The following is a 13,905-nucleotide window of genomic DNA, read 5'->3' on the forward strand; positions in this document are numbered from 1 at the left end:
GGAAAGGGATTTTCACATATAAAGAACGGAAAGAATCGCGGCAATGAGACACCAGGCGGAACAGATGATTTGAATGACGGTTAATGCGCTGTTTCGCGCCCGGAAATAATCATCACTGTCTCTCTTGATACCGCTTAAAACCGGTTTATCCGTGATCCGGTCAAATAAAAGCGACGCGGCATAGCGGCTGACGATCGCAAATAAAATAAGGACTGCCGGCTTCACTAAGAGCGGAAGAACGAGAATAAGAGCCGTAAAAGCCGCGGTTAAAAGGTAAAGCTGCCGGAGATACCCGCCGTTTCGGATCAGCACTTTAAAAAACAATTCTTTCCACGCCGTATACGCCGACCGTTTTGTAAAGATGTGCTTTGAGCCGGGATATAAAAACGGCTTGTTCCGCCCTTTATTTTTACCATTCGGGAGCTGCACATCATGGCTGAGCATCAAAACAGAGGCGGCGAGTGAAAGCTTCCGCCTGTTCTCCTCAAGCACTTCTTCCTCAAAGGCTGATAATGTCTCCGTCCCTTTCCAAGTCAAAAAAGCGGAACAGATGAACAATATACATCCCGCCGGCCAAAGCCAATACCATTCGGCGGCAAAGGTGATCATAAAAAACGCACCCGCCGTCAGAACCATCACTTTCAGCCAGCCCGCCGCCTGATTCCCGAATGTCCGCCTGCTGTTTTTTCTGTGCCGGTGCACCGCTAATATCGCGGTATGGAAGCCGAACAGACAGCAAAACATACCTGAATATGCCGGTAAGGTACAGTCACCGTACTGGCGCCATAAGGGAAATAATAATACGGCAAGCGCACCCCATTTGATAAGGGAAAGGAACATCGAATACAAAAGCGCGTACCGTTTCAGCTTTTGCATCAGATGTTTTACATGCACCAAAAACACGTGATCCGCTTCCAGCAAAAAGGTATGAATAAAACCCGTGCACAACAGCAGGGCACTGAATACATACAGCCAGCCCCATCCCAATACTCCTGCCGCTCCACTAAGAAGCCCCCTGCCGTTCAGCCATTCAGCATATTGATAAACAGCAAATGCGGCAGCGGGAAGAACGATATACAGCGCGACCGTCCAATCAATGACCGTCTGAAACACCTTCCATTGATACCGCCAATAATGAAACAGCCTTTGAAAAAACAAAGCCCGCCCGGTCATCGCTGACTGCTCCGAACCGCTGAATAAAAGCAATCCAGCAGTGAACGGCTCCCCGTTTTTTCCTGAAGCTCCTCTAACGTGCCTTGAAGAAGCAGAGCGCCCTGATCAAGCAAATAAAATCGGTCGCAGATTTTTTCCGCCGTATCCAGAACATGCGTGCACATCAAAATCCCCGCGCCCCTTTCTTTCTCAGCAATCAGCATGTCGGTAAACAGCTTCGTTGAGATCGGATCAAGTCCGATAAAAGGCTCATCAATGATGTAAATATCCGGCTTCGCCAAAAATGCCTGTATGAGCATCAATTTTTGCTGCATCCCTTTTGAAAAGCCGGAAGGCAAATCATGTTTTACAGACGTCAGCGAAAACTCTTCAAGCAGCCGCCCTGCCCGCTCACGGCATTCTTCCCCTTCTATACCCCGCAATGACCCGGTCAGCTCGAGGTGCTCCCAAAGCGTCAGTTCATCGTAAAAACTCGGACGCTCCGGTATGTAAGCATAAGATGAATCATTCCACTCAATATCGCCTTCTATATCCCGGGACAGCCCGAGAACCGCCTTTATCACTGTACTTTTCCCCGCGCCGTTCGCTCCGATTAAACCGGCAATTTCACCAGCGTTGACTGACAGAGATACATCAGAAATCACCTTCGGCCTGTCAGCATAACCGGCGCAGACAATGTTTGCATTCAATAATTCTCCCAAATGTCTCACTCCCCGGTTTTCATACGGACATGTTTAAAAAAAGTTTCAGTTTCCATAATAATAAAAGCGGACCGGGCATAGTAATGCACCAAGGCGGCACCCATTTGGAAAAAATTATCTGCGCTTATTCCTAGATTCATGTCGTCCATATCGTGTATAATGGAGGCAGTTAAAAGAGAAAAAACAGAATGTCATCCTTTGTTGCTTATTCGTACGAAGTTTTAGAGTCGAAAGTTGTGGTATATCAAGTCCATCCGATCTTATGATAGGGAGTGGTTTTTTGAAACCTTCAACAAATCGTATGCTGACTCGGATTAAATCAGTTTACATGTTCATCCAGGAAAAAGGCCTTGTGACAACACAGGAACTGGTTGATGAATTCGGCATTACACCTAGAACCATTCAGCGAGACTTAAATGTGTTAGCATACAATGATCTTGTTCATAGTCCTAGCCGAGGCAAGTGGGAGACAACACGAAAAAAAGTGAAAATTACATCTTAAGCGAACAATTACATAAGGCCCTTTTCGGCCTGACATGCTGCAAGGCAAAGCAGCGTCTTTGCCTTGTTTTTTGTTCCTCTATATAAAAAGCCCAAAACAAATCTGTTTTGGGCTTTTCTGATATCGATTACACTTCAGCGCCTCTCAGCGTTTCGAGCTCCTCTTCAGTCAGCTCGCGGAATTCTCCCGGTTTAAGATCCGGGTCAAGAGAAACAGCCCCCATCGAAAGCCGCTTCAAATAAGCCACTTCATTTCCGACAGCCTTTGCCATCAGCTTCACCTGATGATATTTGCCTTCTGTAATGGTCAAGTGAATCACCGTTTCATCCGGGCTTTCTGTAATGATTTCAACGGCTGCCGGCTTCGTCTTATAGCCTCCTTCAATGACGACGCCTCTTTCCAGATGAACGATGTCTTCCGGTGACAGGGGTGAAGTTAACCGGACCTCATATGTTTTAGGCACATGCTTTTTCGGAGAAAGCAGGCGATGAGCGAGCTGCCCGTCATTGGTCAAAAGCAAAAAGCCTTCCGTATCCTTATCAAGACGTCCCGCCGGAAACGGTTCAAATCGCTGTTCTTCAGGCGTCAGCAGATCAACCACCGTTTGCTGGCGGCTGTCTTCGGTAGCGGACAGCACTCCTTGCGGCTTATTCATCATGACATAAATAAATTCACGATAATCTGCCGGCTCTCCGTATACCGTGATGTCCTGTTTTTCCGGATCGACATGGGTTTTCACATCTTTCGCCGGCTCTCCGTCAATCATGACAGCCCCAGCCTTGACGATTTTTTTCACATCTTTTCTTGAGCCGAATCCGCTGTTGGCAAGCAGCTTATCAAGTCTCATCCTGATCCTCTCCTTTAAAAAGAAAAGCCCGCGATAAGCGGACTATTCATTATTCTTAATGGGCGGAATGCCTGCCTCTTCTCAAAACGCGGGGCAGACGGTTTCCAAACATTTTCTGTAAAAATCCGATTCGGTACGCGGCAAACATGTACACCGCACCGCCGACAGCGGCGCAGACAAAGACGACAATCGCCGCATGCACCTGGCCGCTTTGGTATGTTACAAAGAAGCTGAGCAGCCATTGAGTCAGCTTGACCGCGACTCCCATCAGGACGGACAGGACTGCGATTAAAATGACCCGTTTTATAAGTACCGTATACGAATAGCCCGCATGGCGCTTAATCATGATAAAACCGTACAGAAGAGAAGCGATATAACCGAGCGCCGTTGCCAAGATGGCCCCGTCCCCCTGAAACAGCTTGATCAGCGGCACGTTCAGCACCACTTTTATAATGACGCCGATGAAAAGGCTCACGACAGCAAATTTCTGTTTATTAATCCCTTGCAGGATCGCGGCGTTTACGGTAAACAGAGAAAACAGAATCGCGACAGGCGCGTACCAGAACAATATATCCTGTCCGATATCCGGGCGAAGACTTTCAGAGCCGTAGAAGAACGTATAGGCCGGACCCGATAACACGGACATCCCGACAACGGCGGGAATAACCAAAAACAGAATGATTTGCATCGTCTGGTTAATCTGCTGGTTCAAAAGCTTATAATTCCTGCTCGTAAACGATTCAGTAATCGTCGGAATCAGCGTCAGACCGAAAGCGGTCGCCAGAGAAACCGGGATCATAACAAGCTTCGGCACATAAAGGGTGACAATCGCAAGCATGTCCTGGCTGATATCCTTATGGCCCGCCGCAATCATCGCTTTATTAAACGTATTCGTATCGATATATGAATACAAAGGAATCGCCAGTCCGACAAATACGTAAGGAGCGGCATAACTGAAAAGCTCAATGAACATTTTTTTATAACTTAAGTTCGCAGACGGGACGAGATTCGGCTTCATCGCCAGGAGATCGCCCTTCCGCTTATTCCAGTAAATATAAAGGACGACAAGCCCTCCGAATGATCCGATCAGCGCCGCGAAAGTCGCGTATCCGACCGCGATGACAAGGCCGCCGTTGATCACTCTTAAAATCAAATACGTTGCGCCCAATAAAAAGATAATCCGGGCAAGCTGCTCCACAACCTGTGAAACGGCTGTCGGCCCCATCATCTGGTGACCTTGGAAAAAACCGCGCACAAGACTCATAATCGGCACGACCAAAAGTGCCAGACTGACCATCCGGATGACATAAACGACGTGGTCAATCGTAAGTCCGTTGTTACTCGTGCCGCCGAGAGATGTTTCCGCAAAAAACGGCGCCGAAATATAAAGAATTGAAAAAGCGATCATCCCGGTTACGAGCATAACCGACATTCCCGCTCTCAGCATCCGCCTGCTCGTCTCATAGTCTCCTTTGGAGTTATATTTCGAGACAAATTTTGAAACCGCGGCGGGAAATCCCATCGTGGCAATGTTTAAAAACAGTGTATATTGATTATATCCGTATTGAAACAAAGCTCCGCCCGTCGCTCCGACCATCGCTCCGAACGGGATCAGATAAATCATCCCTAAAATCCGCGATATATAGGTGCCGAGCGTCAGCACGAACGTGCCCCTTAACAATTTGCTTGACATGTTTCCTCATCACCATTTTCTACGAAGATTCAACTTTTCTATTTTAACACAACTGGGCAATTAGACGGTAATAATTACAGCGGGAAACTTTTTGGGAAAACCCTTTAAAAAACAAAATACGTTTAAGGATTCCCTTTCTTTCGCTATAATAGCAGAAAGCGGACATTTCCGCCTATTATACGTGAAAAAGAAAGTTGTTGATGAAATATGAAACATTATGACGTGATTGTGATCGGCGGCGGTCCGTCCGGTTTAATGGCTGCGATTGCCGCAGGCGAAGAAGGGGCGGACGTATTATTAATCGATAAAGGAAACAAGCTGGGACGGAAGCTGGCGATTTCCGGCGGCGGGCGCTGCAACGTGACCAACCGCCTCCCCGTTGAAGAAATCATCAAACACATCCCCGGCAACGGCCGCTTTTTATACAGCGCGTTTTCCGAATTTAATAATGAAGATATCATCGCCTTTTTTGAAAAACTCGGCATTCAGCTGAAAGAAGAAGACCACGGGCGCATGTTCCCGGTGACGGACAAAGCGCAAAGCGTTGTCGATGCGCTTTTGAACCGATTAAAACAACTGAATGTCACCATCCGCACAAATGAAAAAATCAAAGAAGTGCGGTACGAGAACGGCAGGACAGCAGGCATTACGACAAACAATGACGAACACATTAACGCAGACGCCGTCATTATCGCGGTCGGCGGAAAATCAGTCCCGCATACCGGCAGCACCGGAGACGGCTATGCATGGGCGGAAGCGGCCGGTCATACCGTGACCGAACTCTTTCCGACGGAAGTGCCGGTTACGTCGTCAGAACCGTTTATTAAACAAAAAACACTTCAGGGGCTGTCTCTTAGAAACGCGGCCGTCAGCGTCCTGAATAAAAAAGGAAAACCAATCGTCACACACGTGATGGACATGCTGTTTACCCATTTCGGCTTGTCAGGCCCCGCCATTCTCCGCTGCAGCCAGTTTGTCGTCAAAGAACTGAAAAAGCAGCCAGAGGTCAAACTCCGCATCGATCTGTTTCCCGGCATCAACGAGGAAGAGTTATTTCAAAAGATGCACAAGGAACTGAAAGACGCACCGAAAAAAGCGCTCAAAAACGCGCTGAAGCCGTGGATGCAGGAACGGTACCTGCTTTTTCTTCTGGAACGGAACGGTCTTGATCCGCAGACAAGCTTTACGGAACTGCCGAAGGATCAATTCAGGGCTTTTGTCAAAGACTGCAAACAATTTACGGTTGCCGCTGACGGAACGCTTTCTTTGGACAAAGCGTTTGTCACAGGCGGAGGTGTTTCCGTAAAAGAGATTGAGCCGAAACAAATGGCGTCTAAAAAAATGGAAGGCTTATATTTTTGCGGAGAAATACTCGACATTCACGGCTATACCGGGGGCTACAATATCACTTCAGCCTTTGTCACGGGTCGTCTCGCCGGTTTGAATGCAGGACGTTTCTCACGCTCGCTCTAAATGGTTTAAAGCGCATTTACCTGAGCGTCCCCGTTGATAATTGACCAAAAACATGATAGAGTTTTCTGCGTTTTGTTTCACCTGATTGAGGGAATAGGAAGAAAGGAATGATCTGCAATCGTACGACCACACTAAAACAAAATGGCGTATTGAAAAAAATAGTCAGAGGGTGAGAACGTTTGAAGAAGAACATCTCCAGTGTTTTTTGGATTGTGATTGTCATCACAGCAGCTGCGGTTTTATGGGGGGCCATTTCTCCTGACAGCCTGCAGCAAGTCACTGATACGGCACAAAAATTTATTACGGATTCTTTCGGCTGGTATTATCTGCTGGTCGTTTCTATATTTGTCGGTTTCTGTCTCTTTCTCATTGTGAGTCCGATCGGCACAATAAAACTCGGCAAACCCGGGGAAAAACCGGAATTCGGCTTATTATCATGGTTTGCCATGCTTTTCAGCGCGGGCATGGGAATCGGTTTGGTATTTTACGGGGCTGCGGAACCGATCAGCCATTACGCCATCAGCTCTCCCTCAGGTGAAACAGAAACGCCCCAAGCATTTCGTGATGCGCTCCGGTACACATTTTTCCACTGGGGGCTGCACGCTTGGGCCATCTATGCGGTCGTCGCTTTATGTATCGCATATTTTCAATTCAGAAAAGACGCGCCCGGTTTGATCAGCAGCACACTGACACCGCTTTTGGGCGATAAAGTAAACGGGCCGATCGGCAAAGCAATTGACTGTATCGCGGTGTTTGCGACCGTTGTCGGTGTGGCGACAAGCTTAGGGCTCGGAGCGACTCAGATCAACGGCGGTCTGCATTATTTATTCGGCATTCCGAAAACATTTTCCATTCAGCTGATCCTGATCGCTGTCGTGACCGTGTTATTTTTGATTTCTGCGTGGAGCGGAATCGGCAAAGGGATTAAATACTTAAGCAATACCAACATGGCGCTCGCGGGTATTTTAATGATCTTTATGCTCATTGCAGGCCCGACGGTGCTGATTATGAACTCATTTACCGATTCTATCGGCCAATACATCCAAAATATCGTGCAGATGAGCTTTCGCTTGTCTCCGAATGATCCCCAAAAACGCGAATGGATTAACAGCTGGACCATTTTCTATTGGGCCTGGTGGATATCCTGGTCGCCGTTTGTCGGCATTTTTATCGCCCGTGTATCAAGGGGCCGGACGATCCGGGAATTTTTAATCGGGGTGTTGGTGACACCTTGTATATTGGCTTTCTTATGGTTTGCAATCTTCGGTGTATCCGCGATGGATCTTCAGCAGAAAGGCGTATTCAATGTCGCGGGAATGTCAACGGATACGATGCTGTTCGGCGCACTCAGCCACTATCCGCTGACAATGGTGACATCCGTATTAACGCTTGTTCTGATCGCTGTATTCTTTATTACATCAGCGGATTCAGCGACATTTGTGCTTGGAATGCAAACGTCTTACGGCTCATTAGACCCTTCAAACCGGGTGAAAATCATCTGGGGCATCATCCAGTCCGCCGTGGCAGCGGTATTATTATATTCCGGCGGTCTGGCCGCACTGCAAAACACGGCCATTCTCGCCGCGGTTCCGTTTTCAGTCGTGATCCTTCTGATGATCGTGTCTCTGTACAAGTCATTAGCGAGCGAGAGAAAAGGAATCAAACAAGCGGAGAAATACCAAAAACCGAGAAGTCCCCGCGTCAAAAAAGCATAATGCACAAAGAAGCCCGGCATTTCGGGACTGACCCCTGTTTTTGAGACAGGGATCAAAACACCTTCATACAGCCAATTGCCGATATTGTATCGGCGATTGGCTGTTTAGTTTCGTTTGAATACGAATATTGTTATAATAATGAATGTATTCTATGGCAGTGCGTTCTACGATGGTCGTCGTAGTTCGATCAATGCTGTTAAGATAGAACGTTTCAGACTTTAGTGAGGAATGAAACGATTCGATGGAGGCATTATCAGCGGGCGTCCCTTTGCGGGACATGCTCATGGTAATGCCTTTTGTTTTAACAGCTTTCTGATACTCATAAGATGTATAAACAGAACCTTGGTCACTATGTAACACGCAGTTCTCTGGCAGTGCGGGCAGCTGATCAAGTGTGTGTAAGACAAAGTCTGTGTCCTGTCTATCGCCAATTGTAAAAGCAATCACTTCTCCATTGTATAAATCCAATATACTGGAAAGATACAATTGTTTCTGCCCATAAGGCAAATATGTGATATCCGTTACTAGCTTTTCCAGAGGGCGTTCAGACTGAAAGTTTCGATCCAATATATTCTCGGCCACGGCATATGGCTGCCCATCTTTCTTGCGCTTTTTCACCTTAACCCGGCATTGCCACTGATTCTTCTGCATAATGCGCTGAACCGTTTTATGATTCACACGCATTCCCTTTTTTAATATGGCTGTGATTTTCCGATAGCCATATCGAAACTTGTGTTCTCGGCACAACGTGCCGATTTGTTTTTCTAAATGGTATTTAGGGTTATCTTTCATCAGATTCTTCTTCCAACGATAATAAGATGCTCGTGAGATACCTAAATGAATACAGATATCCTGTATGGTCATTGTGCCGCGCAATGCTTCTACAAGCTCGACTGGCGTTTCGCTATCAGCTTCCTTTCCAATTCGTTGCACTTTTTTAAAACTTCATTCTGTTGTCTCAGATAACGATTTTCTGCCTGCAGTTTCTCTAATTCGGAAGAATACTCCGGGCCTTTTCCGTAAGTGTATTGCTTTCCGACAGGCTGTTCGAATCGATGTGTATCCCCAGTCTTATGCCATCTAACCCATGTCTGAACCTGTGTCTTATTCTTAATATTCAATTCCTGCATGATCTCTTTCATAGGCACGCCTGCCAATCTCATTTCTACAGCCTTCTGTTTCACTTCAACCGGATAACTCACTCTTGTCCCCATAGAAAAAACACCTCCAAGTCTAATTTCGGCTAACAATCATCCGTTTTCAAACTTGAAGGTGTTTTTTGTTTGTCTCATCTTATGGGGTCAGTCCCTTTCGTCCGGGCTTTTTTATTTTCGGTATAAAATGAGAGCGGAAAAACAATAAAGCTGCTCACCTTCAGGATCACAGGCCGCCGCTACCGTATATTTAATATCAACGAGCTGTTCATCAGAAATCCCCTTTAAAAATGTATTGACTTCAGTCTGCAGATCCTTTTCATGCTCCTCATCAAAAACAGCTATCTTCAGCACATCACCCTCTCCTTTCTCTATCAATTTATTCCGGTTCAATTGAAATATGATAGAGAAAAACAGATTTTCTTTTTTACTGATTTTTACTAAAAGCAACCAAAAATAGTTATTGAAAACGCTTACTAACGTATGATAATATCATTTTAACAATAACCAGGTCATTTCTGTTTAGTAAATATTTAGTAAAAAGGAGATGCGAAATGGTCCGTCTCAAAGATATTGCCTTACAGGCATCTGTATCCAGCGCGACAGTATCGAGAATTTTAAATAAGGATGACTCTTTGGCCGTGACTGATGAAACAAGAGAAAAAGTTCTGAGGATCGCCGATGAGCTGGGCTATCAGCCGTCGGCAAAAAAACGGAAGAACCGCAGCCGCAGCGATTCAGCGCCCCTGATCGGCGTTGTCAGCTGTCTGTCACCGGAAGAAGAACGGCAGGATCCTTATTTTTCGGCGATCCGAAAAGGCATTGAGGAAGAATGCTTTCGGCAAAAAGTTTTTATCACATCTTCTATCCATCTCGGTTCTTTTCAAGAGCATATGTTTCACGAACTGGACGGCGTGATCGTCATCGGCAGCCTGCAAGACGAGGCGCTTACGAATATCAGCGCCGCTTTCAGGCACGCGGTATTTGTTAACGGCACACCCGATCCCGCCCGCTACGATTCCGTCAGCGTGGATTTTTATGCCGCAGCGCAGAAGGCGATAGAACATCTTCTGTCGCTCGGTTATCAGCGGCTAGGTTATATCGGCGGCCGGGAGCGGGAGCATACCGTCATAGACGGCGTAAACAGCAATAAAACGATTGAGGATAAGCGTCTGACCGCTTTCTTACAAATGGCCGGCGCCGAGTCGGAGCATGTACTGATCGGCGAATACAGCATGCACGAAGGGTTCCGGCTGATGAATGAAGCCATCAAAGGCGGAAGTCTCCCCGATGCCTTTTTTATCGCAAGTGATTCGATGGCTGTCGGCGCTTTAAAAGCCTTGCAGGAAGCCGGCCTTCAAGTCCCGCGCGATACGGCGGTTGTCAGCTTCAACGGAATTGATGAGGCAGAATACGCCAGCACGCCGTTATCAACGGTAAAAGTATACACGGAAGAGATGGGCCGGACGGGTGTCAAATTGCTTCTCGACCGTTTAAACGGCAGAACCGTCCCGCTGGCCGTGACGCTCCCCACTTCATTGATTGTCAGACAAAGCTGCGGCTCACAAGAAAGGAGGTGACGTGTCCCGCAGCGTTTATATCATATTTAAAGGAGGAAAAGATGAAACGCTTACTGGCTTTGTTTCTTTCTTTTACTTGCATGATACTTCCCGGCTGCTCGGCAGAACAGAGCGGCGCCGGAGAAAAGCAGAAAACATTGACAGTCTATTCCACCATATCCTCAGACAGCGAACGCGCCGTATTCAGAAAGTTGGCTGATTCATTCCAAAAAGAACATCCGGACATTAAAGTAAACGTTCATTTCCCAGGCAATGACTACGAAAATATGATGAGGGTCAGAATGGCGGCCGGTGATATGCCCGATCTTTTCGACACACACGGCTGGGCCAAAATCCGCTACGGAGAATATACCGCTGACCTCAGCGGCATGTCTTGGACGAAGCGGCTCGATCCGAATTTAAACAGCATGCTCAAAGACGCCAAAGGCAGAATATACGCCTTCCCTCTGAATCAGGCAAAGGACGGACTGGCCTACAACCGCACGTTGTTGGAGAAATACGGAATCAAACCGCCGGAAACAATGGATGATTTTATGAAGGCACTGAGACAGATTAAAGAAAAAAGCGGCGGAACAATCACCCCCTTTTGGTTTGCCGGCTATGAGAAAAGCTCATTTGCCCAATATTACGATCAATTCGCCGCACCGCTTCTCATCACAGATCCCGCACACCGTTACAAAAAACAGCTGTTAAACGGAACCTTCCGCTGGACACACTTCACCTATTTATCTGACAAACTGAAAGAGATGCAAAAGGAAAACCTGCTCAATATAGATGCCGTGACGGCAAAACGGTCCCAGCTCATTGAACTGATGGTGCAAAACAAAATCGCCTTTACGCTGCAGGGCGGCACCCTCGGCCAAGACGTCGCTCAAATCAATCCGAAGGTAAAAGTCGGCATCATACCGACCCCGGCCGTCCACAAGGGAGACGCGCCGGTTTGGATCGGAGGCGAACGTTACACGCTGGCGGCATTCAAGGATTCCCCGCGGCTTGAAGAAGCGAAACAGTTTATCGCATTTATGGCCCGACCCGAGCATGCAAAATCAATTGCCGAAGCGACCTCGCTTCCGGCCGGATTAGTGAATGTGCAAACGGACATTTTCTACGCAAATGACTATAAGCGCTATCAGCATATTAAGGTGCAGCCTTATTTTGACCGCCTTTATTTGCCGAACGGAATGTGGGATGTGATGGGAACAGCCGGGCAGGAGCTGATGGCCGATATCTTAACCCCCGCTGAAATTTCAGCGAAACTCGGCAGGGAATATAAGCGGCTCCGGCTTCAATCTGATTCACGGGGAGCTGAAAAAGAATGAGTGATCTTGCAAGAGAAACCCAAGGATTTCAACATCAAAAGCCGGTAAAACCCGCGTCACTGTGGTGGATGTACGTTCCCGCTCTTGCCACGGTTTTTATTTTCATGATTTTTCCATTTGTCAAAGGCGCTTTTATCACATTTACAAACTGGAACGGCTTCTCACAGACGTATCAATGGGTGGGGGTCACTCAATATAAAAGGCTTTTTACAGATCCGGACACGTGGCTTGTTGTGAAAAACACTTTGCTTTACGGCATCGGAAGCACTTTTTTTCAGAATATGCTCGGACTTTTATATGCGCTGCTTTTGAATCAGAGCTTAAAAATGAAGGCGCTCACAAGAACGATCGTCTACTTGCCCGTCATTATCAGTCCGCTGATAATGGGATACATTTGGTATTTTATTTTCTCATATGACGGGGGTGCGCTGAATGATGTGCTTGGCGCACTGGGAATCGGTCCTGTCAACGTCTTGGCAAGCCCTGCGGCAAACCCGTGGATTATCGTCATAATTAACACGTATCAATACGCAGGCATTGCGATGATTGTATATTTAGCGGGGCTGCAAAGCATTCCGAAAGATTATTACGAAGCCGCAAAAATGGATGGCGCTGGAGGTCTTCAGCCGTTTTTCACCATCACCCTGCCTTTATTGATGCCGGCTGTCACCATCAACATGGTCATCAATATCATCGGCGGGCTGAAGCTGTTTGATGTCATTTTCGCGCTGACCGCAGGCGGGCCGGGCAATTCCTCTCAATCGATGTCGACGTTTATGTATGATTTATATTTTAAACGGCAGGATGCGGGATATGCCGCCGCCCAAGGAGTATTTATGTCCGTCATTATTCTTATCATCAGCTTTTCGGCTCTCGTGTATTTCAAGCGAAAGGAGACGGAAATGTCATGAAAACAGCCCGAATGCGGATTTTTACGCTGTTGGCAGCCGTTATCTCGTGCGTTCATATTGTCCCCTTTTATATTTTGCTGACCACGTCATTAAAAGCAAAAGGAGACTACAGTTCAAAATGGTCGCTGCCATCCGTCTTTTCATTTCAGAATTTTCGTGAAGCATGGGAACGTGCCTCTCTCGGGCAATCCTTTCTGAACACGATCATCATTACAGCCGTTTCCGCCGCTTTGTTAATTTTCATGGGTTCGCTTGCCGCATACCCGCTCGCAAGAAGAAATACAAAGCTGAACAAAATCGTCTTCGGCCTTTTGATTTCAATCATGATCATCCCGCCTTTGACTTCCATGGTTCCTTTATACAAGATGGTCGCTGATGCGGGGCTGATCAATACGCATGCCGCAGCCATTCTCATTAATACGGCTGCATATATGCCGCTGACCGTTTTCTTATATTCAGGGTTTATCCGCTCTTCCATTCCGAAAGAGCTTGAGGAAGCCGCGAGGATGGACGGCGCGGGATTGATCAGGACTTTTTATACAATCGTGTTTCCTTTGTTGAAACCGATTACCGCAACGGTCTGCATTATTTCCTGCGTGTTTATCTGGAACGATTACCAATTTGCGATTTTCTTTTTACAAGATCAACAGGTGCAGACATTGACCGTGGCCATGGCGGGATTCTTCGGCGAAAACGCGAACAATCTTCACTTAGTCGCCGCAGCCGCGATTATGGCGATGCTGCCGATGGTCGTATTGTTTTTGGCGCTTCAAAAATATTTTATCTCAGGGCTGTCCTCCGGGGCGGTCAAAGGCTGAGAAGAAAAGGGAGGAATTT

General features: G+C 47.1%; 13 protein-coding genes. 7 read left to right on the top strand and 6 right to left on the bottom strand.

Annotation, left to right across the window (positions count from 1 at the left end; genetic code table 11):
- Window positions 1-12: 12 nt before the first annotated feature.
- Complete coding sequence (locus GNE05_RS15095) at window positions 13-1,173, bottom strand: ABC transporter permease (RefSeq protein ID WP_160182932.1); 1,161 nt, start codon at window positions 1,171-1,173, stop codon at window positions 13-15.
- Window positions 1,170-1,874, bottom strand: a complete 705-nt coding sequence (locus tag GNE05_RS15100) for an ABC transporter ATP-binding protein (RefSeq protein ID WP_021494477.1) — start codon at window positions 1,872-1,874, stop codon at window positions 1,170-1,172. Before GNE05_RS15100 ends, GNE05_RS15095 begins: the two co-directional genes overlap by 4 nt.
- 280 nt (window positions 1,875-2,154) lie before the next feature.
- On the opposite strand from GNE05_RS15100, the gene GNE05_RS15105 reads away from it, so the two are divergent.
- Window positions 2,155-2,376, top strand: coding sequence for a DeoR family transcriptional regulator (locus GNE05_RS15105; protein ID WP_003152337.1), 222 nt, complete (start codon window positions 2,155-2,157; stop codon window positions 2,374-2,376).
- Window positions 2,377-2,503: 127 nt separating this feature from the next.
- Here GNE05_RS15105 and GNE05_RS15110 read toward each other — a convergent pair whose 3' ends face one another.
- A complete protein-coding gene (locus GNE05_RS15110) occupies window positions 2,504-3,223 on the bottom strand; it encodes a pseudouridine synthase (protein ID WP_007408795.1) in 720 nt (239 codons plus the stop codon).
- Between the two features lie 55 nt (window positions 3,224-3,278).
- On the bottom strand, window positions 3,279-4,916 hold the full coding sequence (locus tag GNE05_RS15115) for a putative polysaccharide biosynthesis protein (protein ID WP_014418671.1): 1,638 nt from the start codon (window positions 4,914-4,916) through the stop codon (window positions 3,279-3,281).
- A gap of 207 nt (window positions 4,917-5,123) precedes the next feature.
- Between GNE05_RS15115 and GNE05_RS15120 the strand changes: the two genes are divergently transcribed.
- Together GNE05_RS15120 and opuD are read left to right on the top strand one after the other, a co-directional pair.
- The gene (locus tag GNE05_RS15120; protein ID WP_007408798.1) at window positions 5,124-6,389 is read left to right on the top strand and encodes a BaiN/RdsA family NAD(P)/FAD-dependent oxidoreductase; all 1,266 of its coding nucleotides are present in this window, start codon (window positions 5,124-5,126) and stop codon (window positions 6,387-6,389) included.
- Window positions 6,390-6,568: 179 nt separating this feature from the next.
- The gene (gene opuD / locus GNE05_RS15125; protein ID WP_014418673.1) at window positions 6,569-8,104 is read left to right on the top strand and encodes a glycine betaine transporter OpuD; all 1,536 of its coding nucleotides are present in this window, start codon (window positions 6,569-6,571) and stop codon (window positions 8,102-8,104) included.
- 63 nt (window positions 8,105-8,167) lie between these two features.
- Here opuD and GNE05_RS15130 read toward each other — a convergent pair.
- A protein-coding gene (locus GNE05_RS15130; RefSeq protein ID WP_099721935.1) for an IS3 family transposase occupies window positions 8,168-9,318 on the bottom strand; the annotation gives its coding sequence in 2 pieces (ribosomal slippage) (window positions 8,168-9,045 and window positions 9,045-9,318; 1,152 coding nt in all).
- Between the two features lie 111 nt (window positions 9,319-9,429).
- Window positions 9,430-9,612 carry a sporulation protein Cse60 gene (locus GNE05_RS15135; protein WP_003152309.1) on the bottom strand — a complete coding sequence of 61 codons (183 nt, stop codon included), beginning with the start codon at window positions 9,610-9,612 and terminating at the stop codon, window positions 9,430-9,432.
- A 200-nt stretch (window positions 9,613-9,812) separates the two neighbouring features.
- Here GNE05_RS15135 and GNE05_RS15140 point away from each other — a divergent pair, with 200 nt between their 5' ends.
- From GNE05_RS15140 to GNE05_RS15155, 4 genes are read left to right on the top strand one after another with little or no spacing between them, the layout of a single operon-like run.
- The gene (locus GNE05_RS15140; RefSeq protein WP_160182933.1) at window positions 9,813-10,838 is read left to right on the top strand and encodes a LacI family DNA-binding transcriptional regulator; all 1,026 of its coding nucleotides are present in this window, start codon (window positions 9,813-9,815) and stop codon (window positions 10,836-10,838) included.
- A gap of 41 nt (window positions 10,839-10,879) precedes the next feature.
- Complete coding sequence (locus tag GNE05_RS15145) at window positions 10,880-12,157, top strand: ABC transporter substrate-binding protein (protein ID WP_160182934.1); 1,278 nt, start codon at window positions 10,880-10,882, stop codon at window positions 12,155-12,157.
- Window positions 12,154-13,068 (top strand): carbohydrate ABC transporter permease, encoded by a 915-nt coding sequence (locus tag GNE05_RS15150; protein ID WP_094296093.1) that lies wholly within the window; start codon window positions 12,154-12,156, stop codon window positions 13,066-13,068. Before GNE05_RS15145 ends, GNE05_RS15150 begins: the two co-directional genes overlap by 4 nt.
- On the top strand, window positions 13,065-13,886 hold the full coding sequence (locus tag GNE05_RS15155; RefSeq protein ID WP_014418676.1) for a carbohydrate ABC transporter permease: 822 nt from the start codon (window positions 13,065-13,067) through the stop codon (window positions 13,884-13,886). Before GNE05_RS15150 ends, GNE05_RS15155 begins: the two co-directional genes overlap by 4 nt.
- The last annotated feature ends 19 nt before the right edge of the window (window positions 13,887-13,905 follow it).

It is taken from the genome of Bacillus sp. AM1(2019) (assembly GCF_009906915.1).
GTDB lineage: Bacteria > Bacillota > Bacilli > Bacillales > Bacillaceae > Bacillus > Bacillus velezensis.